Genomic DNA, 25,000 nt, shown 5'->3' on the forward strand with positions numbered 1-25,000 from the left:
GCCGCGGGGCGCGTGCCGGGGCGCGCCCCGGGACACGTCACGTGGGGCGCCGTGGGACACGTGACATGGGGCGCGCGCCGGGGCGCGTCAGCCCAGGAGCGACCGGCCCATGAGCACGTCGTCCACGTACTTCCCGTCGAGGAACATCTCCCCCGGCAGCACGCCCTCGACCACGAAGCCCAGCGAGGCGTAGAGCGCGCGGGCCGGCGCGTTGTGGCCGAGGACCCGCAGGGTCATCCGTACGGCCCCCTGCTCCCGGGCCCGGTCCATGGCGGCCCGCAGCAGCGTCCGCGCGATCCCCTCGCCCCGGGCCGACTCGGCGACGACGAGGCCCTGGATCTGGCGGACGTGCGCCATGGCGGCGAGCGGGGCCGGCGGCACCACCCGCACGTAGCCGACGACCGCTCCCCCGCGCTCCGCCACGAGGTAGTCCCCGGGCACATGGCGCTCGTCGAAGAAGGCCGCGCCCGGCTCCGGGGCCGGCATCACGGCGTGGAGCGTCGACCAGGTGGTCCGGTCGAGCTCCGCGAGCGCGGCGTCGTCGTCCTGCACTGCGGTACGTATCTGCGTCTCTGGCACGGTCATGACGATCACTGTGCCACGCACCGGCCGGAGGAGGGCAGGATGGTGGGCATGCAGCGTTCCGCCACTCGCAAGCGCGTCGCCGTCACCGGCGCCTCCGGTCTCATCGGCTCGGCCCTGGTCCGCTCCCTGCGCGCCGACGGCCACGACGTCCTCCGCCTCGTCCGCCGCCCCGCCCGCACCGCCGACGAGGTCGAATGGGACCCGAAGCGGCTGTACGTGGACGCCGCCGGGCTCGTCGGCGTCGACGCCGTCGTCCACCTGGCGGGCGCCGGCGTCGGCGAGCGCCGCTGGAACGAGGCGTACAAGAAGGAGATCCGGGACAGCCGGGTCCTCGGCACGACGGCGATCTCCCAGGCGCTCGCCTCGCTCGCCGACCCGCCGGAGACGCTGGTCTGCGGCACCGCGCTCGGCTGGTACGGCGACACCGGCACCCGGGCGGTGGACGAGAGCGCCCCCGCCGGCACGGGCTTCCTGCCCTCGGTGTGCGTGGAGTGGGAGGCCGCGGCCGCCCCCGCCGAGGAGGCCGGCATCCGGGTCGCCTACGCCCGTACGGGCCTGGTGGTCGCCCGCGAGGGCGGCGCCTGGGGGCGGCTCTTCCCCGTCTTCCGCGCGGGGCTCGGCGGGCGGATGGGCGACGGCCGCCAGTACTGGTCGTACATCTCCCTCCACGACGAGGTGGCCGCCCTGCGCCATCTCGTCGACACCCCCTCCCTCTCGGGCCCGGTGAACCTCACGGCCCCCGACCCCGTCACCAACCGCGAGGTGACGGCGGCGATGGGCCGGGTTCTGCGCCGCCCCACGCTCCTCACGGTGCCGGCGCCGGCCCTGAAGATCGCCCTCGGCGACTTCGCGGCGGACGTGCTGGGCAGTCAGCGGGTGCTCCCGGGGCGCCTGTTGGAGACCGGTTTCGACTTCGCCTTCCCGACGATCGACGACTCGATCCGCGCGGCGCTCCGCTGACCCGGGCGCCCGCGCGCCCCCGTGCTGCGTGCACCCCGCCGCGCGCGGGCCGACTTCCCGCCCGGCGCTGCCTAGGCTCGACGCCCACCGTCGAGGCCCACTGTTCGATACGAACGCGAACTCGGGCATTCCGGGGGCCCGTTGGGGGCATAACGCCTCCCACCGGCGCGCCGACCTGGGGAGGGGCACGTGCTCAGTACCGCAAGCAGCGCACAGCGCAGGGACGTCGTGGAGGCCGTCGACGTCGTCATCGTAGGAGCCGGGATCGCAGGGCTCGCGGCCGCGCGCCGGCTGACCGGCGCCGGGCTCGCCGTCGCCGTCCTGGAGGCGGAGCCGCAGGTCGGCGGCCGGTTGGCCACCGACCTCGTCGACGGCTTCCGGCTCGACCGGACGGGCCCGCTGCTCACCCTCTCGCCCGAGGAGCTCCGGGCCACGCCGGGGCTCGCCGGGCTCGCGCTGCGCCCGTTCGCCCCCGGCGTGCTCGTGCACAGCGACGGGCGGTACGCGCGGTGGGGCGTCCCGCACCCGCGCCGGCCGGCCGGTCACCGGAGCGGCGGGGTCCACCGTGGCGTGGGGGGAGCGTTCAGCATGGCGCGCGCCCTCGCGAGCGCCCCCCGCAATCCGGCCGCCTCGCTCGACCAGGCGCGGCTCGGCGCCTCCCTCGTCCGGCTCGCCGCGACGCCGGCCGCGCGCCTGCTCGCCCGGCCCGACCGGACCGCCCGGGAGGCCCTCACCGCCCGTCTTCCCGCCCGGACCGTTCAGGGCGTGCTGCGGCCGCTGCTCGCCGCGCTCCTCGCCGACCCGGACCTCGGCATGTCGAGCCGTCAGGCGGACCTGGCGCTGCGGGCCTTCGCCCGCGCCCGGCCCGCCGTCCCCGAGGGCGGCTCGGCGGCGCTCCCCTCGCGCCTCGCGGCGGCGCTGCCGCCGGGCACGGTCCGCACCGGGGTCCGGGTCACCGACGTCTCGGTCTCCCGGGTCACGACCGCCGAACACGGCGTCATCGGGTGCCGCTCCGTCCTCCTGGCCACGGGCGCGCGCACGGCGGCGGAGCTGCTGCCGGGCCTGCGCGTCCCCGCCTTCCACCCCGTCACGGTCCTGCACCACACGGCCCCCGTGGCGCCGTGCGCGGACCCCGCCCTGCTCCTGGAGTCCGACCCCGGCGGGCCGGTCGCCCACACGGCGGTCATGAGCGCGGTCGACCCGTCCCGGGCGCCGGCCGGGCGGGCCCTCATCACCTCGACGGTGCTCGGGGCGCCGCCGGACGACACGGAGCGGCGGGTGCGCAAGCACCTGGCCACGTTGTACGGCACGTCCACGGACGACTGGGAGCTGCTGGCCCTCCACCACACGCCGGCGGCGGTCCCCTCGATGCCGCCGCCGCACGACGCCCGCCGCTCGGTCCGGCTGCTGGCCGGGCTGTACGTGTGCGGGGACCACCGGGAGGTCGGCACGCCCCAGGGCGCGCTCTCCTCGGCCCACCGGGCGGCGGAGTCCCTCCTGACGGACCTGAAGGTCCCCCGCCCGGCCCCGGCGAACAACGCGGCCTGACCCCCTGCCACGGGCGCGCCCACCGGGGCGGCGCCCACCCCGTCCTGGGCGCACCCGCTGGGCCGCCACCCCGCGCCCCCTGCGTGGGCGCGCCCGCGGGGCGGCGCCCACCCCTGCGCCCCCGTTGTGGCCTGCGCCCGCCGGCGCGGTGCCCGCCTTCGCGCCCCCCGTTCTGGGCGCACGTCCGCCGGGGCGGCGCCCCCGCCCCCGTCGTGGGCTGCGCCCGCGGTGCGGTGCCCGCCGCCGTTGTGGGCAGTCGTTCCGCTGGGGCGGAACGGGTGGGCACAACGGAACGGCGCCCCTTGCCGGGCCTAGGCTCCCGCGCCTGAACGGTCACCACCAGAGCGCCGCACACGGGGTGCGGGTCCAGGCACGGAACGCGGAGGCGCCGCTGAAGGGCGCCGACCCGTGTGCCCACCCGTCCCGCCCCAGCGGGACGATTGCCCACACGGCGGGTGGGAACCGGCCCGACGGGCGCGGCCCACACGGGCGGAGGGCACCGCCCAGCCGGGCGCGGGCCCCGCACGAGCAGGGGGGATCCGTCCCGCAGGGCGGGGGCGTCGTCCCGCAGGGCGCGGGCCCCACACGGGAGTGCGGGAAGGGCGCTGCGCAGCAGGGTGCGGCCCGCACGGCGGGTGGGTGGGGGCACCGCCCCGTCTGGTGCGCGCCCGCGCGGGAGGCGGCGGGGCGTCACCCTGCCGGGCGCCGGCCTGCCAGGTGTGGGCCCGGTGGCCCGGGGCGGGGTCAGTTCAAGGCGGCCACCCGGTCGCGGTACGTGCGGGCCGCCGCCGCGTCGCGGTACGGCTCCAGCCGGCGCTCGAAGTCGCGGACGTATTCGAGCGCGCGGGCCGACCGCATCTCGGACGCCTGCTGCGCCGCCTCCGCGCCCAGCGCGCACGCCTGCTCCAGTTCGCCGAGGGCCAGCCGGGACGTGGCCAGGACCACCCGGCAGAAGAGCCGGCTGCGGGCGTAGCCGGGCGCCTTGAGCTGGAGCGCGCGCTCCGCGTGCTGCGCGGCGGGGCGGTACTGCTGGAGGTCGCGGTGGCAGTGGCACAGCTCGTCGGCGAGCTGCGCCTCGTCGAAGTGGCGGGCCCAGTGGGGGACCTCGTCGCCGGGCCGGGCCGCTTCCAGGGCCCGTTCCGCCCGGACGAGGGAGGCGCTGCAGGCCCGCGCCTCGCCGAGGACGGCGTGCCCGCGCCCCTCGACCGCGTGCAGCATCGCCTGGACGACGGGCGGGGCGGCGGGGCCGACGCCCTGCTGGGCGACCCGGGCGAGCTGGACGGCCTCGCGGCCGTGGCCGAGGTAGACGGCCTGGCAGCTCATGGTGAGGAGCACGTACGAGCCGTAGGCCCGGTCCCCGGCCGCCTGGGCGAGGCGCAGCGCCTGGACGAAGTAGCGCTGGGCGAGGCCGTGGGCGGCGATGTCGTACGAGGTCCAGCCGGCGAGCCGGGTGAGGTCGGCGGCGGCGGCGAAGAGCCGGCGGCCGGTGGACTCCCCGTAGGTGCCGCGCAGCATGGGTTCGGCCTCGTGCTCCAGGTAGCGGACGAGGGCCTGGCGGGCGTGGCCGCCGCCGTAGGCGTGGTCGAGGGAGCGGAAGAGCTCGCCGACGGAGCGGAGGGCGGCGATGTCGCCGCTGGAGACCCGCTGGCCGGGGCCCCGGTCCGTGCCGCGCTGGCGGGGGACGGAGAAGCGGCCCTGGGGCGGGACCCGGTGGTCGTGCGGGGGTGCCCCGGCGGGTCCCGCGGCGGCCCGGGGCGCGGGGGCGGGCTCGCCGCGGGCGACCCGGTCGTCGGCGCGGCCGATCAGCCAGTCACGGCTGGGGACGACGAGCCCGGCCGGGGTGAAGGCGATCTTGCGGAGTTCGGCGTGGCTGCCGGAGTCCTTGCGCCACAGGCCGCTGACGATGTCGACGGCCTCCTCGGGGGTGGCGGCGAACTCCAGGCCCGCGTAGACGGGCGCGCAGGCGTCGAGGCCGAGGTCCTGGGCGGAGAGACGGCGGCCGAGGCGGCGGGTGAAGACCTCGGCGATGAGGGCGGGGGTGGTGCCGCGCGGCTGCTGACCGCGGAGCCAGCGGGTCACGGAGGTCTTGTCGTACCGCAGGTCGAGCCCGTGTTCCAGACCGAGCTGGTCGACCCGTCTGGCGAGCCCCGCGTTGGAGAACCCGGCTTCGGCGATGAGCGCGGCGAGCTGGCGGTTCGGGATGCGCTGCGGTGGTCGTTCCGTCATCAGCTGTGCGGTCTCCTGCCTTCCGGGTCCGGGCGGCAGCCCCGTCGGACCCTCATGGAACGGCGTGAATTTAGCGGTCTCCACGGCCCGTACCGCCACCTTCGCCCCACATTCATCCGATCGTGTGAGGATTGACGGCACCGCTGACGTAGGTGTCCCCGTCCACCTGCCGGAGGGCCGTCCCCGGCACCGCCGTACAGTGGCATGGGCGCGAATGACGCATGGTGCCGAACCGGCCCGGGATGATCCCCGGTCCCCGGCTTCCGGCACCCAGGAGGAGGCATGGCCGTGAGTGAGCTGCGATTCGTCCGCCTTGGCTTCGGCGAGGAATCCGTCGACTACCAGGTGGCCTGGGACAAGCAGCGCGAGGTACACGCCGCGCGGTTCGCCGACGAGATCGACGACACCTGTCTGCTGCTGGAGCACCCGCCGGTCTACACGGCCGGCCGGCGCACGCAGGAGAGCGAGCGGCCCCTGGACGGGACGCCGGTGGTGGACGTGGACCGGGGCGGCAAGATCACCTGGCACGGTCCAGGGCAGCTGGTCGGCTACCCGATCATGAAGCTGCCCCGCCCGGTGGACGTCGTCGCGCACGTGCGCCGGCTGGAGGAGGCCCTGATCCGCACGGCCGCCGAGTTCGGCGTGGAGACCTCCCGGGTCGAGGGCCGCAGCGGCGTGTGGGTCCTGGGCGACCCGGTCGAGCAGCGGCCGTCGATCGGCGGGCTGTCCCTCGACTTCGACCCGCGGCTGACGGACGAGGAGTTCGACCCGCGCCTGAACGGTCCCGAGTACGCCCCGTCCAACGCCGGCCAGCGCCGCGAGGACCGGAAGCTCGCCGCGATCGGCATCCGGGTCGCCAAGGGCGTCACGATGCACGGTTTCGCCCTCAACGTGAACCCGGACAACACCTGGTTCGACCGGATCATCCCGTGCGGCATCCGCGACGCGGGCGTGGCCTCGCTCGCCGGCGAGCTGGGCCGGGACGTCACGATCGAGGAGGTGCTGCCGGTCGTGGAGAAGCACCTGCGGGACGTACTGGAGAACGCGGAGCTGAAGCCGCGGGAGATCGAGCGCGCGGAGGAGCGGGTGTCGGAGCCCGCCTCGGCCTGAGGAATGCCGAGCTCTGGCCACGGGTTGGCCGGACGTAGAGCAAGGCATGGAAGCAACGGGCGTACCCTGGTGTGCGCCGAAGAATCGAAGCTACAGGAGCCGATGTGTCCGCAGTCGCCCCCGACGGACGCAAGATGCTGCGCCTGGAGGTCCGGAACGCCCAGACCCCCATCGAGCGCAAGCCCGAGTGGATCAAGACCCGCGCGAAGATGGGTCCGGAGTACACGAAGATGCAGGGCCTCGTGAAGAGCGAGGGTCTGCACACGGTCTGCCAGGAGGCGGGCTGTCCCAACATCTTCGAGTGCTGGGAGGACCGCGAGGCGACCTTCCTCATCGGCGGTGACCAGTGCACCCGGCGCTGCGACTTCTGCCAGATCGACACGGGCAAGCCCGAGGCGCTGGACCGTGACGAGCCGCGCCGCGTGGGCGAGTCGGTCGTCACGATGGACCTGAACTACGCCACCATCACGGGCGTCGCGCGCGACGACCTGGAGGACGGCGGCGCCTGGCTGTACGCGGAGACCGTGCGCCAGATCCACCAGCAGACGGCGGAGCGCGCCGAGGGCCGCACCAAGGTCGAGCTGCTGGCCCCCGACTTCAACGCGGTGCCGGAGCTCCTGAAGGAGGTCTTCGACTCCCGCCCGGAGGTCTTCGCGCACAACGTCGAGACCGTCCCGCGGATCTTCAAGCGGATCCGTCCGGGCTTCCGTTACGAGCGCTCCCTGGACGTCATCACCCGGGCCCGCGACTACGGTCTGGTCACGAAGTCGAACCTGATCCTCGGCATGGGCGAGACCCGCGAGGAGGTCAGCGAGGCGCTCCGGCAGCTGCACGACGCGGGCTGCGAGCTCATCACGATCACGCAGTACCTGCGCCCCTCGGTCCGGCACCACCCCGTGGAGCGCTGGGTCAAGCCGCAGGAGTTCGTGGAGCTGAAGGAGGAGGCCGACGCGATCGGCTTCTCCGGCGTGATGTCGGGCCCGCTGGTCCGTTCCTCGTACCGCGCGGGCCGGCTGTACCAGCAGGCGATCGAGAAGCGCGGCGCGGTCGACAACGCGACGCAGGCGGTCTGAGCCGGCCGCCAGGTCGTGTGAATCGGCGCACAAGTAGTTACCGGTCAGTACTGGCCGGATCCGGCGCGGCCCGGACGCTCCCGCAGCTCAGCGGGGGCGTCCGGGCCGCTTCGGCGTCCGCCCGGTCCTCCACCTGGCCGCATCAACGTTTCATCAGTGTTTGACCACCGGGTCACGCCCTGGTAACACCGATCTGTGAGCCTGGTTTCACTCACCGCCACCACCCGCTCACACCCCCCGCCTCGTCTCACCCGCAATCGAGGGAGGACCCCGACATGCCGGCCGCATCGACGCACGTCCGCGTCACCGCGATCCCGTCCGTCACCGACGCCCTGAAGGCCGTGGAGGCGCTGCTCCTGGGCGCCGGCCAGCGCACCGCGCGACGGAACGCCTGGAACTCCGTCCTGGAGGACCGCCGCCGCGCCAAGGACCGGGTGGAGGCCCAGCACGTGATGGAGGCCGCGTCGGGCCGGGCTTCCCGGGCCACGTAAACTTCTGGACATGGCGAGGAAGGCAAACACGGGCAGCGCTGACGCTGCGAACCCCGGGCGACTGAAGCAGATCGCCCTCACGTACCAGATGACCCGGAAGGCCGACCCGAAGGTCGGTCTGGTCGTCGCGGGCGTGGGCATCGGCGTACTCGGTGTCCTCCTCGCGATCGGCTTCCTCATCGGTCATCCGGTCTACCTGGGCATCCTGGGCTTCGTCCTGGGCCTCCTGGCCGCGGCCATCGTCTTCGGACGGCGCGCCGAGCGCGCGGCCTTCGGACAGATGGAGGGCCAGCCGGGCGCGGCGGCGGCGGTGCTGCAGAACGTCGGGCGCGGCTGGACGACGACCCCCGCGGTCGCGATGAACCGCAGCCAGGACGTCGTGCACCGCGCGGTCGGCCGGGCCGGCATCGTGCTGGTGGCCGAGGGCAACCCGAACCGGGTCAAGACCCTGCTCGCGGCCGAGAAGAAGCGGATGAACCGCGTCGTGATCGACGTGCCGGTGCACGACATCATCGTCGGCGACGGCGAGGGCCAGGTGCCCCTGAAGAAGATCCGCACGACCATGCTCAAGATGCCCCGCGTGCTCACCGGCCCGCAGGTGACCGCGGCCAACGACCGGCTGCGGGCGATGGGCGACCTGATGAGCAACATGCCGCTGCCGAAGGGTCCGATGCCGAAGGGCATGCGGATGCCGCGCGGCGGAAAGATGCGCTGACCTCCGACCTGACGAGAAAGGCCCCGGACCACGCGGTCCGGGGCCTTTCTCGTACGCGTACGCCGGCTCTCGTGGGCCGTACGCCGGCTCTCGTGGGCGTGCGTCAGATACGGACCTGGACGGCGCCGGAGAGACGGTCGTGGAGGCCGCGGCCGTCGCGGTCCCAGATGAGGGCCGGAACGGCGAGACAGACGAGCAGGGAGCGGATCGCGACCCGGAACAGACCGAGGCGGCCGCCGTTCACGGAGACGACGCGCAGGCCGAAGAGGCGCTTGCCGGGCGTCGAGCCGACGGTGCCGACCGTCAGGACGGCCAGGACGAACAGGATGAGCAGGGCCCAGTTGCCCGTCGCCTGGTTGTAGCCGTCGGTGATCAAGCCGTATGCGATCAGGATGCAGAGGGCCCAGTCGACGGCGAGGGCGCCCAGGCGCCGCCCGGGACGGGCGATCGAGCCGGGACCCTCCTCGGGCAGCCCGAGCTGCTCACCGCGGTAGCCGAAGTCGACGCCTGCGTCCTCGGCCGCCGCGCGGGGGCCGGAGAGCCAAGATCCGAGTGCTTGCCTGTTGTCCACCCGACCACGGTACTGTGCCCGTTTTCGATCACTTCGGCGCGGGTGGGCGTACGGGACCGGGGAGGCGGAGCGACACCCGGCCCGGTTAACTTCGACGAAACAAATGGGTCATGCTTGAGAAATCCCGTCTGCCTATGGTCGGGTCCAGCGTGTGCCACCGCACTGGCCGCACGACCGAGCTGCAACCCCGCCCCTCCCCGGGCCGGGAGTAGGAGGAGTTGGATGTCCCAGAACGGCTTCCAGAACGCCGACGAGGTCCAGAAGTTCATCAAGGACAACGACGTCAAGATGGTCGACGTCCGGTTCTGCGACCTTCCCGGCGTGATGCAGCACTTCACGATCCCGGCGACCGCCTTCGACCCGGCGGACGAGCTCGCCTTCGACGGCTCGTCGATCCGCGGCTTCCAGGCCATCCACGAGTCCGACATGGCGCTCCGCGCCGACCTGTCGACGGCCCGCGTGGACCCCTTCCGCCGCGACAAGACGCTGAACATCAACTTCTTCATCCACGACCCGATCACGGGCGAGGCCTACAGCCGCGACCCGCGGAACATCGCGAAGAAGGCCGAGGCGTACCTCGCCTCCACCGGCATCGCCGACACCGCCTACTTCGGCCCCGAGGCCGAGTTCTACGTCTTCGACTCGGTGCGCTTCGAGACCTCGGCGAACCAGGGCTTCTACCACATCGACTCCGAGGCCGGCGCCTGGAACACCGGTGCGGAGGAGAACAACCGCGGCTACAAGGTCCGCTACAAGGGCGGCTACTTCCCGGCCCCGCCGGTCGACCACTTCGCCGACCTGCGCTCGGAGATGTCCCTGGAGCTGGAGAACGTCGGCCTCCAGGTCGAGCGCCAGCACCACGAGGTCGGCACCGCCGGCCAGGCGGAGATCAACTACAAGTTCAACACGCTGCTCGCCTCGGCCGACGACCTGATGCTGTTCAAGTACATCATCAAGAACGTCGCCTGGCGCAACGGCAAGACCGCGACCTTCATGCCGAAGCCGATCTTCGGCGACAACGGCTCGGGCATGCACGTCCACCAGTCGCTGTGGTCGAACGGCGAGCCGCTGTTCTACGACGAGACGGGCTACGCGGGCCTCTCGGACACCGCCCGCTACTACATCGGCGGCATCCTCAAGCACGCCCCGTCGCTGCTCGCCTTCACCAACCCGACGGTGAACTCGTACCACCGCCTGGTGCCGGGCTTCGAGGCCCCGGTCAACATGGTGTACTCGCAGCGCAACCGCTCCGCCGCCATGCGCATCCCGATCACGGGCTCGAACCCGAAGGCCAAGCGCGTCGAGTTCCGCGCGCCGGACCCGTCCTCGAACCCGTACCTCGCCTTCTCGGCGCTGCTCCTCGCGGGCCTCGACGGCATCAAGAACAAGATCGAGCCGGCGGAGCCGATCGACAAGGACCTGTACGAGCTCGCTCCCGAGGAGCACGCCAACGTCCAGCAGGTCCCGACCAACCTGGAGGCCGTCCTCAAGGCCCTCGAGGCCGACAACGAGTACCTCCAGGCCGGCGGCGTCTTCACCTCCGACCTGATCGAGACCTGGATCGACTACAAGCGCACCCACGAGATCGCCCCGATCCAGCTGCGCCCGCACCCGCACGAGTTCGAGCTGTACTTCGACCTCTAAACCGCGGATCGCACGTGACGAAGGCCGCCGGCCCGGAACTCCGGGCCGGCGGCCTTCGCCTTGGCCGGAGCCGCCGCCTTGGCCGGAGCCGCTCCTCGCGGGAGCACCTCACGGGGCGGGAGCACCTCACGGGAGCACCTCACGGGGCGGGAGCACCTCACGGGGATGCCGCGCGGCGTCCCGCCGTTTCCAGCCAAGATCACGGAGATGTGAACAGCTGACGAACTCCCGTCCGTACCTACGGGTAGGGGGTTCACTCTCCGCGACTGATCGATAGCGTGTCGTCGTCGCTGCCGCCACACCCGGAGCACAGGGCTCCGCTGGGACTAGCTGGCGCGATGAGGACTGCCTACGTGACTCAGGCGGCTTTCGCCCCTGCAGAGACGCTCCGACTCCAGCCGTACACCGATCACTGCCGCGTCATCGCCGACGAGGGCGCGCACGTGGTCATCGGCGTCTCCCCGGGGAACAGTTATTTCACCGCCCAGCGGCTGCGCGAGCTGACGCGCTGGGGCTTGGACCACTTCGAACAGGTCGATCTCGTCTACACCGATCTGCATGTCGCCGACATGTACGAGGCGCTGGGGTACGGGGCCGACGAGGCGCGGCGGAAGGCCGTCAAGAACCTGCGGGGGGTACGGGCGAAGGTCGGGGCGGCCGTGGCCGAGGCCGATCCCGCCGGCACGCGGGTCCGGGCCCGCGGGATGTCGGATTTCGGGGACGTCCCGGCCTACCGCGAGCTGCACCGCACGGTGCTCGACGCGGTGGCGGCGGATCCCGTGGTGCGGGAGACCTGCGACGCGCTGACCGGGATCTTCCTGGCCGGGAAGCTGGCGCCGGGACAGCGGACGGACGAACGGCAGCGGGAGGTGTGCCGGGCGTACATCTGCGCCGAGGTGCCGCTGTTCCTGGACACGCCCGCGATCCTCGGCGTGCCGTCCTCGCTCAACTGCTACCACCAGGCCCTGCCCCTGGCCGATCTGCTGTACGGGCGGGGGTCCGGGCTCCGGGCCTCACGCAACCAGGGCCACGGCATCCTCACCCCCGTCGAGACCACCGTCGAAGGAGCCGCGTGATGAGCGTCGCCGTCGAGAACCTGCCGGCCTTCCCCTTCGACTGGGACGGGACCCGGCTGCCCGCCGAGGTCGCCGGGCTGCGCGCCGAGCCGGTGCGGAAGGTCCGCACGATCGCCGGGGCCGAGGCCTGGCTGGTCTCCTCGTACGAGCTGTGCCGGCAGGTCCTGGAGGACCCGAGGTTCAGCCTGAAGGACACCTCGGCGCCGGGGGCGCCCCGACAGTACGCGCTGACGATCCCGCCGCACGTGGTGAACAACATGGGCAACATCACCGGCGCCGGGCTGCGCAAGGCCGTCATGAAGGCGATCAACCCGAAGACGCCCGGCCTGGAGGAGTGGCTGCGGGCGCGGGCCGGGGCCCTGGTGGACGCGCTGGTCGCCGAAGGGGCGCCCGGGGAGCTGCGGGGCGCCTACACCGACCCGTACTCGTCGGGGCTGCACTGCCGGATGCTGGGCATCCCGGAGGAGGACGGGCCGCGGCTGCTGCGCAGTCTGGACGTGGCCTTCATGAACGCGCCGCGCGAGATCGAGGCGGCCCGGCTCAACTGGGACCGGGACATCGCGTACATGACGGAGCGGCTCGACGATCCGGCGACCGGCGGGCTGATGGCGGAGCTCGCGGCGCTGCGCGAGGACCCCGACTACGCACACCTGCCGGACGAGATGCTGGCGACGGTGGGCGTGACGCTGTTCGGGGCGGGGGTGATCTCCACCGCCGGGTTCCTGACGATGGCGCTGGTGTCGGTGCTGACCCGGCCGGACGTACGGGAGGCGCTGACCGCCGGCGGCGGGCCCGGGGTCGCCGGGGCGATGGACGAGCTGCTGCGGGTCAACCTGTCGATCGGCGACGGGCTGCCGCGCCTCGCCCTGGAGGACGTGCGGCTCGGCGAGGTCGAGGTGCGGGCCGGTGAGCTCGTCCTCGTGCTCGTGGAGGCCGCGAATCACGATCCGGAGCGCTTCCCGAACCCGCTGGCCTTCCGGCCGGACCGGGAGAACGCCGCCGAGCACCTCTCCTTCGGCGGCGGACGGCACTACTGCCCGGCGACGGCGCTCGGCAAGCGGCACGCCGAGATCGCCCTGGAGACGCTCCTCGACCGGCTGCCGGAGCTGCGGCTCGCGGTCCCGGTCGAGCAGCTGGTGTGGCGCACCAACTTCATGAAGCGGCTCCCCGAGCGGCTGCCGGTGGCCTGGTAGCGGGCGGAATCCGACGACGGCGCTGCCCGGCCCCGGGCCGGGCAGCGCCCCACCGGTGTCAGCGGCCGTAGCGGATCAGGGCGCGGACCATGCGGCACGTGGTGTCGGAGGGCGGACGGATGCCGATGTCGGCGGCGGTCGCGCTTATCGCGTCGTTCGTCGCCTTCGACGGGACGTAGACCCCGGCGTCGAGCATCGCGATCGCGAGGCGCATGGCCTTCAGTCGGCGGTTGTGGGACACGTACCACTCGCGGGGGCGGCCCGCGGGGAGCGGCTTCTTCTCGAGCGGCTTCCAGGGTTCGATGGACGGTGTCCGGATCACGGCGAGAGCCATGGGCTACCTCCTGGCGAACGGTAGGCGCGGGCCCTCCTCGGGACCCTCACCTTCACCCCCCATTTTAGAGACCCCCACTGACAATCGCTGCTGGCCAGGTGGGGTTTGGGGGGTGTTCCAGGGATGCGTGGGGGGTACCGTACGGGCCATGGAGATCTGGATCAATCCCGCCTGTTCCAAGTGCCGCGGCGCCCTCGACATCCTCGAGGCGGAGGGCGCCGACTACACCGTGCGCCGCTACCTGGAGGACGTGCCGAAGCCCGAGGAGATCCGGGCGGTGCTCGACCGGCTCGGGCTCGAACCCTGGGACATCACGCGGACCGGCGAGGACATCGCCAAGGAGCTGGGCGTGAAGGAGTGGCCCCGGGACGAGGCCGCCCGGGAGCGGTGGATCGAGGCGCTGTCCGCCCACCCCAAGCTGATCCAGCGGCCCATCATCACCGCGGAGGACGGCACGGCCGTCGTCGGCCGCACCGAGGAGGCCGTGCGGGACGCGCTCTCCCGCTGACCGCGAGGACGGGGGCCCGCGAGGCCGGGGCCGAGGACAGGACCGGGGGCCGAGGACGGGGCCGGGGCGGTCCGCGCGTGGGTCACAGACGTTTCGTCATGATCAGCTCCTGGCCCGCGCGGCCGTCCGTCGCGTAACCGAGGCGCTCGTACAGCGCGACGGCCCGGGCGTTCGCCGTGAGCACGGAGAGCCGCAGAGTCCTCGCCCCCGTACCGCGCGCCCAGCTCTCGACGGCCCCGATCAGACCCCCGGCCAGTCCCTGTCCGCGGGCCTCGGGCGCGACCCAGACCGAGCGCAGCTCCGGCAGGCCGTCGGCCGCCGGGAGCCCGGCCGCGAGGCCGACGGGCCGGGCGCCGCGCACCGCCAGGACGCCGTACGTCGCCGGGTCGTCGAATCTGGCCCGCCACTGCTCCTCGCCGCCCCGCTCCCAGTCGGCGAGCCGGGCCTTGAACGCCTCGGGCGAGGCGGTGAGCGAGGCGATCCGGGCCTCGCGCCAGAGGGCCCAGTCGGCGGGCGTGACGGGCCTGACGACCGGCCGGCCGCCGTCGTCGTCAGCCACGGGCGGCACGGTGCTCCGCCTCCGCCAGGATCTCCGTGAGGCGCAGGCCGAAGCGGACGTCGCAGGGATGGGGCTCGCCGGTGCGGGCCGCGGTGACGAGGGCGTCCACGGCCGCGGCGAAGGCCCCCACCGCGCCGTCCCAGCGGGGCATCCCGGCCCGGCCCCGGCTGCCGTGCAGGGTGAGGGCGGCCTCCGCCGCCTCCGGGGGCGCGCTCAGGGTGAGCGTGGCCGTGCTGCTCGCTCCCGAGTCGTGCCGCAGCACCAGGTGGTGGGTGCCGTCGGGGCCCGGGACCGCGGTGACGTCGGTGACGTCTCCGAGGATCGGCAGATAGACGGAGAGGACGTGCGGGCCGACGTCCCAGAGGCCGCCCTTCTCCCGCCGCCACGGCGAGGCCGCGTAGGCGCTGACGGAGCCGGGGCCGTAGAGCGAGCCCAGCCAGTGGGCCTCGCCCAGGAACCAGCCGCCCGCCGCCGCCTGCTCGTCGATCCAGCGGGCCGTCGGCTCCGCGAACCGCAGGGTGCAGAAGACCACCGAGGCGACCCCGGCCGCCTCCACGGCCCCGGTGACCTCGCGGGCGAGCGCCACGGTCGTCGCGACCGGCTTGTCGAGCAGGACGTGGCAGCCCGCCTCCGCCGCCCGCACCGCGAGGGGCGCCTGGACGTCGGGCGGCAGGGCCAGGGCGACGGCGTCGCTCGCGGCGAGGAGGGCGTCCACGTCCTCGTACGCCCGGGTGCCGGACGCGGCGGCGAGCTCGGCGGCCGCCTCGGGGCGTCTGCCCCACACCCCGCTGAACTCGACGTCCGGATGCCCGGCGAGCGCGGGCGCGTGCGTGCGCGCGGCCCACGGGCCGGTGCCGAGCAGTCCGATGCGGGGCTTCGCGCCCAGGTGCTTCGCCATGCCCCCAGTCTGCCGGGCGGCACCGACAACGGTCCGGGCGGGTTGCCCCGGGCGCGTGGTCCGGGCGGGCTGCCCCGGGCGCATGGCCCGGGCGGGTTCCCCCGGGCGCATGGCCCAGGCGGGCTGCCCCGGCGCGCGGCCCGGATGAACCCGCCCGGGGCGCACGGTCCGGATGAACTGCCCCGGCGCGCGGCCCAGGTGAGCCGCCCCGGGCACAAGACCCGGGTGGGCCTCTCCGGTCCGGGATCCGGCCCGATCCGTGAGACACCCCCGCAGGGCCCCGCGGCCGGTCGTCCGACCGCCGTCCCGCCTCCCCCTCTCCGACCGCGCACCCGCCCCCGTCCGTAATCCGCTGGCGGACCTCCCCCCGCCCGGTGCTAGCGTTCCCGCGCCGGCCGCGGGACTCCGGTGCGACTTCCGGAACCTGCCTATGAAGCAACGTCTTCGCTGTTCGCGCCCTCATTCCCCGGCCGGCATCCGCGTGAGGGAAGGAGAGGACCGTGTCCGAGCTCGTCGCCGCCGAGGACGTGCTCCTCTTCGTCAACGCCGCCGTGACCGCCACCGGGCAGCGCGAGTTCCGGTCCTCCGCCGCCGAGCAGCGCTTCTCGCTGGCGTTCCTCCACGAGTACGTGCGCGTGAACTACCGGCCCGTGTACGCCGCCGCCCTCGCGCTCGACATCAACGACCACAACGCCGCGCTCGTCGTCGAGCACCTGCTCCGCACCCCGAAGGAGGCGGAGGAGGGCGAGGGCCGGCTGATCGCGGCGCGTCTCGCGCTGCTGCCGCCGCAGCGGGTCTACCGCCTGTTCGGCGCGCTCCGCGCCGCCGGGGTCAACAACCGCCGCACGCGCGCGATCGTGCGCGCGTGGCTCGCGGCCCGCCCCGATCCGGCGCTGGACGCGGTGAAGTACCGGACCGGTCTGAAGACCGCCCTCCGGCACGTCCACGGCCGGCCGGCCGACGCCGAGACGGGTGACTTCCTCTTCGCCCCGGGCCGCCGCACCCGGTACGAGAACGCCACCCTCGACGCGCACCGCCGGGCGCACTACGAGCAGAGCGCGCTGTACGAGCTGCCGTTCACGGTCGCCGAGGGCTTCGCCGCGAAGCACGGGGTGCCCCGCGCCGTGTTCCTGGAGCGGATCGCGCCCCGGATGACCCGTCTGGAGCGGCTGCGCGCGGACCGGGCGGCCGATCTGTCGGTCATGCCGCTCACCCGCCTCGCCCTGTACGTCCTCGCGCTGCCGTTCGGCGAGCGGGTGGCGCGCCGGGCCGAGCTGACGGGCGCGCTGCGCGCCGCCGCCCGGCGCGCGGCGGGGCCGTACGCCGGGAGCTGGGGGCGGGTGGCGGCCGTCCTCGACGACAGCTTCTCCTCCTCCGGTTCGGCGGTGAAGCGGCGCCGTCCGCTGGCCGTGGCCCTCGGCTGTCACTTCCTCCTGGAGGCCCTGGCGTCCCCGGGGGCGTACACCCCGCTGTGGACGTCGGGCCGGGACGATCCCCTGCTCGTCCACCCCCACGGGCCGACCCCGCTCGGGATGCGGGTGCTGGACGCCCTGGAGACCGGTCCCGAGCGCCTGGTGATCGTCTCGGACGGCTGGGACAACGCCCCGCCGGGGCTCGCGGGCGAGGTGCTGCGGGTGTGGCGCACGCGCCTCGATCCGGAGCGGCGGACGAGCGTGGTGCACCTCAACCCCGTATACGACGCCGAGGGCTTCGACGTGCGCAGGCTCGCCCCGAGCGTGCCGACGGCCGGGATCCGGGACGCGGAGGACCTGGCGGCCCTGGTGGAGATCGCGCAGTTCGCGGAGGGGCGGACGGGCTTCGCGGAGCTGCGGGCCTATCTGGACCGGAGGGTGGAGCTGTTCCTGAAGGGGGCGGAGGGGTGACCCGGATCGATCTGACCGGGCTCGACGTGCGGCCCGCGCAGGTGTGGGGCGGGGTGCGGCTCGTGCCGCTCGTGCGGGACGAGCCGGTGCCGGGGCTGCGGCTGCGCCGGGAGGTGTACGAGGGGTGGGGCGGGGCCTCCGTCGAGCTCGGCGACCGCACCTCGTACACCTCGTACGTCCCGCACGGTTTCGTCGCCGACTGGACGGGGGCGGGGGCGGAGTCCGCGGTGTACGGGTCGCGGCTCGGCGGCGAGGCGGTGCCGGGGTGCGTGCCCGTGCGGCGGCTCCACCGGATGGCCAAGCGGCGGCGCGGCAAGGACGGGCGCGCCGAGCGGCGGCTGCGGTTCCTGCCGCTGCACCTCGCCCTGGAGGGGTACCTCGCGCTGCACTTCGGGGGGCCGTCCGTGGTCTGGGACGACTGGTCCCGTGAGGCGCTGCGGCGCGGTCTCTCGCCGCGCGCGGAGGCGGCGTACGCGGGGTGGACGGTGCCGGGGCTCGCGGAGGCGCTGCGGGTCTTCGAGCTGCACCCGGGCCAGTGCGGGCTGCTCCTGTACGTGGCGGACGCGCTGGCGGCGGCGTTCGTGGTGCCGCACCCGGACGACTACCGGCTGCTGCACCCGACGCTGGTCGAGGACCTGTACGGGGAGCTGGTCCACCAGTACGCCCACTACGGCGCCCCGGTGCCCGAGTTCACGGCGCGGATCCGGGACGCGGCCGGCGGCATCCGCGGCCTCGCCGACCTGCGGGCGGCGGCGCGGGAGCAGGAGCGGTCCTGGGCGGCGGCGCACGACGGGCTGATGGCGCGCGACCTGCTGGAGACCCCGTACTCCTTCGAACGGGTCCACCGGATGGGCGGGTTCGGCCTGTACCGGTTCCTCCCGCCGTTCGAGCGGGGCGGGCGGGAGCAGCACATCGGTGAGGTGATCACCGACCGGAAGGGGCGGGCGGCGTACCTGAAGACCTTCCGGCTCTCCGAGAACCAGATCCGGAAGGGGTACCTCCTGAACCGACTCGCGGACTGCGACTGGCACCTCGGCCGGACCGCGGAGGCGCTCGACACCTCGTACGCCGAGCTGGTCCGGCGGGTGCGGGGCGCGGGCCTCGGCGGACTCCTGGACGCCCATGTCGTCGCACGGCGGCTGCGCGAAGACCGGGAAGGCTGAGTAACACGGGGTTCACATTCGGGCAACCGACGGGAAATCCCGTGTTGCCAAGCTGCGGTCGAACACACACCGCGCACTCGGCGCGGTGACCGCAGCTTCTCGCAGTGCCGCGAGCCGCGGCGGACCCCCGCAGCAGCACGCCAAAGGATGAGATCCGTGACCTTCAAGGCTGAGTACATCTGGATCGACGGCACCGAGCCGACCGCGAAGCTTCGCTCCAAGACGAAGATCATCGCGGGTGAGGGCCTCGCCCTGGAGGAGCTGCCGATCTGGGGCTTCGACGGCTCCAGCACGAACCAGGCCAAGGGTCACGCCTCGGACCGCGTGCTCAAGCCGGTCTTCTCCTGCCCGGACCCGATCCGCGGCGGCAACGACGTCCTGGTGCTGTGCGAGGTCCTCAACACGGACATGACGCCGCACGAGTCCAACACCCGCGCCGCGCTGGCCGAGGTCGCCGCGCGTTACGCCGCGCAGGAGTCGATCTTCGGCATCGAGCAGGAGTACACCTTCTTCGACGGCACCCGTCCGCTCGGCTTCCCGGTGAACGGCTTCCCGGCCCCGCAGGGCGGTTACTACTGCGGCGTCGGCGTGGACGAGATCCACGGCCGCCCGATCGTCGAGGCGCACCTGGAGAACTGCCTCAAGGCCGGTCTCGGCATCTCCGGCATCAACGCCGAGGTCATGCCCGGCCAGTGGGAGTTCCAGGTCGGCCCGCTGTCCCCGCTCGAGGTCTCGGACCAGCTGTGGGTCGCCCGCTGGCTGCTCTACCGCACGGCCGAGGACTTCAACGTCTCCGCGACGCTCGACCCGAAGCCGGTGAAGGGCGACTGGAACGGCGCGGGCGCGCACACCAACTTCTCCACCAAGGCGATGCGCGAGGGCTACGACGCGATCATCACCGCCTGCGAGGCGCTCGGCGAGGGCTCCAAGCCGCTCGACCACGTCAAGAACTACGGCGCCGGCATCGACGAGCGCCTGACGGGCCTGCACGAGACCGCCCCGTGGGACGAGTACTCCTACGGCGTCTCGGACCGCGGCGCCTCGGTCCGCATCCCGTGGCAGGTCGAGCAGGACCAGAAGGGCTACATCGAGGACCGCCGTCCGAACGCGAACGTGGACCCGTACGTGGTGACCCGCCTCATCGTGGACACCTGCTGCGAGGCCCTGGAGAAGGCCGGCCAGGTCTGATCCGCACCCGCTCGGAGGGGCGCCCGCCGTTTCACACGGTGGGCGCCCTTTTCGTCATGTGGGACGCCGTGCGGGACGGCGATGTGGGACGGACGACACCGCGGATGGCCGGTGAGGGGGTCGTCGTCGGCATTCCCTTCTGGTTCAATAGGGATATGGCCATCATGCAGAACGACACCGCGACGGGTCGCCACGACCTCGAGCCGTTCTGGCCTTCCCGTCAGCACCACGACTTCGACCGGTGCTGTCGACGCGTGAGGAACGCGTCGGCCCTCTAACGCCCCGATCGGTACGGTCCGATCCCGGCCTTCGGCCCACGCGCACGACGTACGAGACCTCTCCGTCCGTTCCCCCCCGCGCGAAAGAGCTGACCTGCCATGGCCCACACCCAGACCGCCTCCCTCACCGCCGTCCGCCCCGGCCGGCACCGACTGCGCGCCGTCGACCCCAACGAGGTCGTGGACCTCTCCCAGGTGGCGGACTTCCTGCCGCCCGGCGCCACCCTGCTGCCCGCGCCCCAGCACGCCCTGCCGACGCTGCCGGGACGCCCGCCGATGGTCGGGTACCTCGTCCTCGTCCCGGCCGACCAGCAGCCGCACCTGCCCGCGGCCCCCGCCGCCGCCCCGGCCCCCGCCCCGGCGGAGGAGCAGGGGCCGGTGACCATCGACGGCGTCCAGCGGATCGCCCTCGTCGACGGGCAGGCGCTCGACCTGACGTACCTCGAGTTCGAGCTGCTCGCCCACCTGGTGGCGCACCCCCACCGGGTGCACACCCGCGACCAGTTGGTCACGACGGTGTGGGGCTACGGGCACGTGGGCGACGGCCGGACGGTCGACGTCCACGTGGCCCGGCTGCGCCGCAAGCTGGGCGCCGAGCACCGCCACACGATCCAGACGGTGCGGCGGGTCGGCTACAAGTACACCCCCTGAGGCGGGAGTTCGGGGGCCCGAGCCGGGTGTTCGGGGGGCCGCCCCGGCCCGTTCCTCCCCTGGCGGAATCCTCCGGGAGCGGAACTCCCTGGCCCCGGCCGGGCCCGCCGGGCAGGCTCGGACCATGAGACTGCTGATGCTCGGAGGCACGGAGTTCGTCGGCCGCGCGATCGTCGAGGACGCGCTCGCACGGGGCTGGGAGGTGACGGTCTTCCACCGGGGCAGGCACGCGGCCCCGGCGGGGGCCGCGCCGCTGCTCGGGGACCGCACGGCCCCCGGCGGCCTCGCCGCGCTCGCCACCGGTTCCTGGGACGCCGTCGTGGACACCTGGTCGGCCGCGCCCTCGGCGGTCCGCGACGCGGCCCGGCTGCTCGCGGACCGGGTGGGGCGGTACGCGTACGTGTCGAGCCGCTCCGTGTACGCCTGGCCGCCCGCCGCCGGGCTCACGGAGGACGGCCCGCTGGTGGAGGGCTCCCCGGACGACGGGGACGTGCCCTACCCGGAGTCCAAGCGGGGCGGCGAGCTCGCCGCCACCGCCGCCTTCGGGCCCGACCGGACGCTGCTCGTCCGGGCGGGCCTGATCCTCGGCCCGTACGAGAACGTGGGCCGGCTCCCCTGGTGGCTGGGCCGGATCGCGCGCGGCGGCTCCGTCCTCGCCCCCGGGCCGCGGACGATGCCGGTCCAGTACATCGACGTCCGCGACCTCGCCGCGTGGACGCTGGACGCGGTGGCGGCCGGTCTCTCGGGGCCGTACAACCTGGTCTCGCCACCCGGGCACACGACGATGGGCGGGCTCCTCGACGCCTGCGTACGGACGACCGGGTCCGGCGCCGAGCTGCGCTGGACGGAGCCGGAGGCGCTGCTCGCGGCCGGGGCGGCGCCCTGGACGGAGCTGCCGGTGTGGCTTCCGCCGGGCGAGACGTACGACGCGATGCACACCGCAGACGTCTCCCGCGCCGTCGCGGCGGGGCTGCGCTGCCGGCCGGTGGAGAAGACGGTCGCGGACACCTGGGCGTGGCTGGAGTCCCTCGGCGGGGTCGCTCCCCAGCGCCCGGACCGGGCGGGGGCCGGGCTCTCCCCGGAGCGGGAGGCGGAGGTGCTGGCGGCGCTGGCGAAGGGGTGAGGGGCCGCCCCCCGGAGGACGCGGGCGTTTCGGGACGGACTGCCCGGAGCGGGTCGATCCGTTACCGTTCGACAGGAAGGCGTATGAACCGGAGGAGTCGACCCCATGCCCGCCATCCCCGCCACCTCCGTCGCCAACCTCCGCGACCTCGGCGGCCTGCCGCTCGGTGGCGGGCGTGCGGTCCGCCCCGGCCTCGTCCTCCGCTCCGCGCAGCTCGACCGGCTCGACCCGGCCGAAGCCGCCGTCGCCGGGCTCGGCATCCGTACCGTCGTCGACTTCCGGACCGCGACCGAGCGCGCCGACCGGCCGGACCGGCTGCCCTCCGGCGCCCGGCTGCTCGTCGCGGACGTCCTCGCCGACTACCTGGCCGGCAGCGGACTGCCGCCCGCCGCCCGCCTGAAGACCCTGCTCGCCAATCCGGCGCTCGCCGAGGAGCACCTGGGCGGCGGCCGGGTCCGGGCCGCCTTCGCCCGGACCTACCGGACCTTCGTCACCGGCGACTCCGCCCGCGCCTCCTACCGCGCCCTGCTCGACGAGCTGGGCGCGCCGGACGCCGGGCCGCTGCTCTTCCACTGCTCGGCGGGCAAGGACCGCACGGGCTGGGCCGCGACGATCCTCCTGTCCCTGCTCGGTGCGGACGAGGAGACCGTGCGGGCCGAGTACCTGGCCGTCAACCCGGCGGTGCGCCTGGCGTTCGCCCCCATGATCGAGGGCTTCATCGCCCAGGGCGGCGACCCCGAGCTCGCCCTCCAACTGATCGGGGTCCTGCCGGAGTACCTGGACGCGGCCCTCGACGAAGTGGCGGTCCGCCACGGCACGATGGAGAAGTACGTACGCGAGGGACTCGGCGTCCCCGACGAGGTGACGGAGCTGATCCGCGCGCGTCTGACGGCCCCGGCGGCCTGAACCTCCCCCGCACGGACCCGGGGTGACCATCGGAAGAATCGCTCGTTCTGCTGAACGTGAGCACCCAGGATCTCGTTCCCTCGCCCGTGGGCCCCGTCGACGTCGAACAGGCCGAGGCCGCGCTCGTCGAGCGGTATCCGCGGCTCGTCCGCATCGCCTATCTCGTCCTGCCGCCGGCGCTCGGCCGCAACCGCCGGGTGCTGACCGCGCACGCCCTCGTCCAGCGGTCGCTGCCCCGCCGCCGGGTCCCCGGCCCGGCGCTGCCCGGTCCGCGGCGGGACGAGGACGCGGTGGATCCGGGCTACGCGTACGTACGGGGCGAGGTGCTGCGGCAGGCGCTGATCGCCGGACTGCCGCTCCGGCGCCTCGCGCTGCCGCGCCGGGCCCAGTTCCCGCCGCTGCTCCCGCACGTGTGGGGGCTCCGCCTCTTCCCCCGGGTGGGCGGCGCCGACGAGCTCGCCCTGGACCAGCGGCTGTCCCGGCTCTCCGGCCCCGGCCGCGCGGCCTACGTGCTCCGCGGCCTGGAGCGCCAGGGCGACCCCGAGGTCCTGCGCGTCCTGGCCACCGCGGGCGTCGAGGACCCGGCGGCCGCCCTGGAGGAGGCGGACGCGCTGGACGTGGAGGCGCCGGACCCCGCGGGCGCGTCGGACGCCCCGGACATGCCGGATGGCTCGGAGCGCTCCGCCCCCGACTCGTTCCGCGTCGGCGGGCAGGCCCGTCCGGGCAGGGCCGGCGGCCGTTCCGGCGGTGGCGGTGGCGGGGGCGGGGTCGACCGGGCCCGGGGTGGCGAGCAGGCCCGGGTCGGCGGGACCCCGGTGCCGCCGGACGGTGGCGCCCCGTCCGGCGGCGCCGCTCCCGGCCTCCCCCGGCGGCTCGGCGGTGTCGCCCTGCTCGAGTCCGACGAGTTCGATCCGTGCGCCCTGCAGGCGCGGCCGACCGATCTGATGCGGCGGCGGCAGCACGGCCGGGCCGCGTTCGTCGCCGTCGTGGCGCTCGTGGTGTGCGGGACGCTGCTCGGGCTGCCCGGGGACGGCTGGGGCAGGAACGGTGCCGCGGCGCCCTCGTACGCCCGTAACCCCGCCGCCGAGGCCGCCCTCGACCCCGGTGCGGTCAAACGGGTGGACCCGGCGGTCTGGCCGGGGTCGACGCGGCGGGACTTCTCGGCGTGGCCCGCGCGCGGTGGTCTGACCGGCGACACCGCGCTGCTGCGGCGGGCGCTCGCCGTGTGGGCCCGGCCCGGTGGGTCCGTGCGGTCCTCGGCCACACCCGGGACCCCGGTCGGGCCTCCGATGGGGCCGCCGCAGCTGCTGTTCGCGGGCCGGGTCGACGCCATGCGGGTCGTGCTCTTCCACGACGGGCTGCGGGCCGTGCGGTACGCGGAGCCCGCCGAGGGGACCGCCGGAGCCGCGCTGGACTTCGCGCGGACGGACGCGGCCGACGCGGTCGGCGCGGCGGCGCTGGTCGTCTCCCGCGCGGCGGGCAACGTCCGTTATCTGACGGCCCCGTGGGTGCGGGAGACGGCCGTACGGGACCTCCTCGCGCCCGCGAAGGAGCCGCGGCCGCTGGTGCGCGACGCCGCCGGGGTGACCGACCCCGTGCCGGCTCCCGCGCGGGCCGGCGCCTGCACCCGGTGGAACACCCTCCAGGTGCGGGACGGCGAAGGGGTGCGGCTCCTCGCCGACCTCGGCGAGCCGGCCCCGGCCCGGCTGCTGTGGGGGCCGCCCGCCGCACCCGTGGACGCGACGGGGGCGGAGGCGCGGGAGGCGTGGGCGCGGACGGCCTGCCAGTTGGCCGAGGTGCGGGGGCGCGGGGTGCGGTCGGTGAACGCCTGGCGGTTCGCGCGGCAGCCGCTGCCGGGGGCCGCCGGGCAGGGCACCTGGGTGTGCACGCGCGCGGAGACCTGGCGGGGCACGGGCAGCCGGGTCCTCGCCCAGTTCCTGGTCCCGTCGCCCCGGGTCCCGGCGGCGCTCGCGGCCCGCTCCGAGGGTTCGCCGGCCTGCGGGGTGCGGGATCCCCGGGTGCTGGCGGGCGTGCTGTGGCGGGCGCCGGGCGGCGGCTGGTTCGTCCTGGCGGCGGGCAGCCCGGACTTCACGTCCCTGGAGGTCTCGGGCGGGGTGAAGGGCCGTTCGACCGGTCCGCTCCTGGCCGTACGGGCGACGGCGGGCGCACGGGCGGACCTGAACGGCACCCTGGGGGACGGCACCCGGCGAGCGGCCCTGCGGTGACCGGGGCAGCGCCGTCCTGCGACGACCGGGCGGCTGCCGCCCTGCGGTGGCCCGGGGCGACAGGGGCGAGGTGACCCGAGGTAACAGGAGCG

Annotated in this window: 23 protein-coding genes; 17 read left to right on the forward strand and 6 right to left on the reverse strand. The window is 74.5% G+C overall.

Going from position 1 to position 25,000, the window contains the following annotated elements; genetic code table 11:
• Positions 1-87: 87 nt before the first annotated feature.
• The gene (locus ACIGW4_RS32150; protein ID WP_399584626.1) at positions 88-585 is read right to left on the reverse strand and encodes a GNAT family N-acetyltransferase; all 498 of its coding nucleotides are present in this window, start codon (positions 583-585) and stop codon (positions 88-90) included.
• Positions 586-624: 39 nt separating this feature from the next.
• Here ACIGW4_RS32150 and ACIGW4_RS32155 point away from each other — a divergent pair, with 39 nt between their 5' ends.
• Together ACIGW4_RS32155 and ACIGW4_RS32160 are read left to right on the forward strand one after the other, a co-directional pair.
• Entirely contained in the window at positions 625-1,545 is a 921-nt protein-coding gene (locus ACIGW4_RS32155; RefSeq protein WP_359590152.1) for a TIGR01777 family oxidoreductase, read from the forward strand.
• Between the two features lie 189 nt (positions 1,546-1,734).
• Complete coding sequence (locus ACIGW4_RS32160; protein ID WP_399584630.1) at positions 1,735-3,093, forward strand: FAD-dependent oxidoreductase; 1,359 nt, start codon at positions 1,735-1,737, stop codon at positions 3,091-3,093.
• A gap of 744 nt (positions 3,094-3,837) precedes the next feature.
• Here ACIGW4_RS32160 and ACIGW4_RS32165 read toward each other — a convergent pair.
• Positions 3,838-5,319 (reverse strand): regulator, encoded by a 1,482-nt coding sequence (locus ACIGW4_RS32165; protein WP_398710873.1) that lies wholly within the window; start codon positions 5,317-5,319, stop codon positions 3,838-3,840.
• Positions 5,320-5,607: 288 nt separating this feature from the next.
• On the opposite strand from ACIGW4_RS32165, the gene lipB reads away from it, so the two are divergent.
• The 4 genes from lipB to ACIGW4_RS32185 all read left to right on the forward strand — a co-directional run bounded on the left by lipB (position 5,608) and on the right by ACIGW4_RS32185 (position 8,708).
• Positions 5,608-6,429, forward strand: coding sequence for a lipoyl(octanoyl) transferase LipB (gene lipB / locus ACIGW4_RS32170; protein ID WP_398710872.1), 822 nt, complete (start codon positions 5,608-5,610; stop codon positions 6,427-6,429).
• Positions 6,430-6,533: 104 nt separating this feature from the next.
• Positions 6,534-7,502 (forward strand): lipoyl synthase, encoded by a 969-nt coding sequence (lipA, locus tag ACIGW4_RS32175; protein WP_123451582.1) that lies wholly within the window; start codon positions 6,534-6,536, stop codon positions 7,500-7,502.
• Positions 7,503-7,777: 275 nt separating this feature from the next.
• Positions 7,778-7,993: a hypothetical protein gene (locus tag ACIGW4_RS32180; RefSeq protein WP_030691846.1), complete on the forward strand. Its 216-nt coding sequence runs from the start codon at positions 7,778-7,780 to the stop codon at positions 7,991-7,993.
• A 10-nt stretch (positions 7,994-8,003) separates the two neighbouring features.
• On the forward strand, positions 8,004-8,708 hold the full coding sequence (locus tag ACIGW4_RS32185; RefSeq protein WP_123451583.1) for a DUF4191 domain-containing protein: 705 nt from the start codon (positions 8,004-8,006) through the stop codon (positions 8,706-8,708).
• Positions 8,709-8,811: 103 nt separating this feature from the next.
• Here ACIGW4_RS32185 and ACIGW4_RS32190 read toward each other — a convergent pair whose 3' ends face one another.
• A complete protein-coding gene (locus ACIGW4_RS32190) occupies positions 8,812-9,279 on the reverse strand; it encodes an RDD family protein (protein WP_123451585.1) in 468 nt (155 codons plus the stop codon).
• Between the two features lie 222 nt (positions 9,280-9,501).
• Between ACIGW4_RS32190 and glnA the strand changes: the two genes are divergently transcribed.
• The 3 genes from glnA to ACIGW4_RS32205 all read left to right on the forward strand — a co-directional run bounded on the left by glnA (position 9,502) and on the right by ACIGW4_RS32205 (position 13,192).
• Positions 9,502-10,923: a type I glutamate--ammonia ligase gene (glnA, locus tag ACIGW4_RS32195; RefSeq protein WP_123451587.1), complete on the forward strand. Its 1,422-nt coding sequence runs from the start codon at positions 9,502-9,504 to the stop codon at positions 10,921-10,923.
• 353 nt (positions 10,924-11,276) lie between these two features.
• Positions 11,277-11,999: a tRNA-dependent cyclodipeptide synthase gene (locus ACIGW4_RS32200; protein ID WP_399584633.1), complete on the forward strand. Its 723-nt coding sequence runs from the start codon at positions 11,277-11,279 to the stop codon at positions 11,997-11,999.
• Positions 11,999-13,192 (forward strand): cytochrome P450, encoded by a 1,194-nt coding sequence (locus ACIGW4_RS32205; RefSeq protein ID WP_399584637.1) that lies wholly within the window; start codon positions 11,999-12,001, stop codon positions 13,190-13,192. Before ACIGW4_RS32200 ends, ACIGW4_RS32205 begins: the two co-directional genes overlap by 1 nt.
• Positions 13,193-13,250: 58 nt before the next feature.
• On the opposite strand, the gene ACIGW4_RS32210 is transcribed toward ACIGW4_RS32205, so the two are convergent.
• Complete coding sequence (locus ACIGW4_RS32210) at positions 13,251-13,526, reverse strand: hypothetical protein (protein WP_123451593.1); 276 nt, start codon at positions 13,524-13,526, stop codon at positions 13,251-13,253.
• A 148-nt stretch (positions 13,527-13,674) separates the two neighbouring features.
• Between ACIGW4_RS32210 and ACIGW4_RS32215 the strand changes: the two genes are divergently transcribed.
• Positions 13,675-14,034: an ArsC/Spx/MgsR family protein gene (locus tag ACIGW4_RS32215; protein WP_123451595.1), complete on the forward strand. Its 360-nt coding sequence runs from the start codon at positions 13,675-13,677 to the stop codon at positions 14,032-14,034.
• 82 nt (positions 14,035-14,116) lie between these two features.
• On the opposite strand, the gene ACIGW4_RS32220 is transcribed toward ACIGW4_RS32215, so the two are convergent.
• Together ACIGW4_RS32220 and ACIGW4_RS32225 are read right to left on the reverse strand one after the other, a co-directional pair.
• Entirely contained in the window at positions 14,117-14,593 is a 477-nt protein-coding gene (locus tag ACIGW4_RS32220) for a GNAT family N-acetyltransferase (RefSeq protein WP_398710870.1), read from the reverse strand.
• A complete protein-coding gene (locus ACIGW4_RS32225) occupies positions 14,586-15,491 on the reverse strand; it encodes a Gfo/Idh/MocA family protein (RefSeq protein WP_399584641.1) in 906 nt (301 codons plus the stop codon). Before ACIGW4_RS32225 ends, ACIGW4_RS32220 begins: the two co-directional genes overlap by 8 nt.
• Before the next feature lie 500 nt (positions 15,492-15,991).
• Between ACIGW4_RS32225 and ACIGW4_RS32230 the strand changes: the two genes are divergently transcribed.
• From ACIGW4_RS32230 to ACIGW4_RS32260, 7 genes are all read left to right on the forward strand, one after another.
• The gene (locus tag ACIGW4_RS32230) at positions 15,992-17,374 is read left to right on the forward strand and encodes a hypothetical protein (protein ID WP_398710869.1); all 1,383 of its coding nucleotides are present in this window, start codon (positions 15,992-15,994) and stop codon (positions 17,372-17,374) included.
• Positions 17,371-18,537: an ARPP-2 domain-containing protein gene (locus ACIGW4_RS32235; protein WP_399584644.1), complete on the forward strand. Its 1,167-nt coding sequence runs from the start codon at positions 17,371-17,373 to the stop codon at positions 18,535-18,537. Before ACIGW4_RS32230 ends, ACIGW4_RS32235 begins: the two co-directional genes overlap by 4 nt.
• A gap of 156 nt (positions 18,538-18,693) precedes the next feature.
• Positions 18,694-19,725 (forward strand): glutamine synthetase, encoded by a 1,032-nt coding sequence (gene glnII, locus ACIGW4_RS32240; RefSeq protein ID WP_123451601.1) that lies wholly within the window; start codon positions 18,694-18,696, stop codon positions 19,723-19,725.
• 377 nt (positions 19,726-20,102) lie between these two features.
• Positions 20,103-20,654, forward strand: coding sequence for a winged helix-turn-helix domain-containing protein (locus tag ACIGW4_RS32245; RefSeq protein WP_123451605.1), 552 nt, complete (start codon positions 20,103-20,105; stop codon positions 20,652-20,654).
• 124 nt (positions 20,655-20,778) lie between these two features.
• A complete protein-coding gene (locus ACIGW4_RS32250) occupies positions 20,779-21,777 on the forward strand; it encodes an NAD-dependent epimerase/dehydratase family protein (RefSeq protein WP_399584647.1) in 999 nt (332 codons plus the stop codon).
• Positions 21,778-21,882: 105 nt separating this feature from the next.
• On the forward strand, positions 21,883-22,683 hold the full coding sequence (locus tag ACIGW4_RS32255; RefSeq protein WP_123451609.1) for a tyrosine-protein phosphatase: 801 nt from the start codon (positions 21,883-21,885) through the stop codon (positions 22,681-22,683).
• Between the two features lie 56 nt (positions 22,684-22,739).
• On the forward strand, positions 22,740-24,908 hold the full coding sequence (locus tag ACIGW4_RS32260) for a hypothetical protein (RefSeq protein ID WP_399584650.1): 2,169 nt from the start codon (positions 22,740-22,742) through the stop codon (positions 24,906-24,908).
• Positions 24,909-25,000: the final 92 nt, after the last annotated feature.

The sequence above is a fragment of the Streptomyces sp. NPDC053513 genome, from assembly GCF_044544765.1.
In the GTDB taxonomy this organism is placed as follows: Bacteria; Actinomycetota; Actinomycetes; order Streptomycetales; family Streptomycetaceae; genus Streptomyces; species Streptomyces litmocidini.

Coding starts and splice junctions, on each gene's coding strand:
- ACIGW4_RS32150 (WP_399584626.1), bottom strand. CDS start 585: ATGACCGTGCCAGAGACGCAGATACGTACCGCAGTGCAGGACGACGAC.
- ACIGW4_RS32155 (WP_359590152.1), top strand. CDS start 625: ATGGTGGGCATGCAGCGTTCCGCCACTCGCAAGCGCGTCGCCGTCACC.
- ACIGW4_RS32165 (WP_398710873.1), bottom strand. CDS start 5,319: ATGACGGAACGACCACCGCAGCGCATCCCGAACCGCCAGCTCGCCGCG.
- ACIGW4_RS32180 (WP_030691846.1), top strand. CDS start 7,778: ATGCCGGCCGCATCGACGCACGTCCGCGTCACCGCGATCCCGTCCGTC.
- ACIGW4_RS32185 (WP_123451583.1), top strand. CDS start 8,004: ATGGCGAGGAAGGCAAACACGGGCAGCGCTGACGCTGCGAACCCCGGG.
- glnA (WP_123451587.1), top strand. CDS start 9,502: ATGTCCCAGAACGGCTTCCAGAACGCCGACGAGGTCCAGAAGTTCATC.
- ACIGW4_RS32205 (WP_399584637.1), top strand. CDS start 11,999: ATGAGCGTCGCCGTCGAGAACCTGCCGGCCTTCCCCTTCGACTGGGAC.
- ACIGW4_RS32210 (WP_123451593.1), bottom strand. CDS start 13,526: ATGGCTCTCGCCGTGATCCGGACACCGTCCATCGAACCCTGGAAGCCG.
- ACIGW4_RS32215 (WP_123451595.1), top strand. CDS start 13,675: ATGGAGATCTGGATCAATCCCGCCTGTTCCAAGTGCCGCGGCGCCCTC.
- ACIGW4_RS32225 (WP_399584641.1), bottom strand. CDS start 15,491: ATGGCGAAGCACCTGGGCGCGAAGCCCCGCATCGGACTGCTCGGCACC.
- ACIGW4_RS32245 (WP_123451605.1), top strand. CDS start 20,103: ATGGCCCACACCCAGACCGCCTCCCTCACCGCCGTCCGCCCCGGCCGG.
- ACIGW4_RS32250 (WP_399584647.1), top strand. CDS start 20,779: ATGAGACTGCTGATGCTCGGAGGCACGGAGTTCGTCGGCCGCGCGATC.
- ACIGW4_RS32255 (WP_123451609.1), top strand. CDS start 21,883: ATGCCCGCCATCCCCGCCACCTCCGTCGCCAACCTCCGCGACCTCGGC.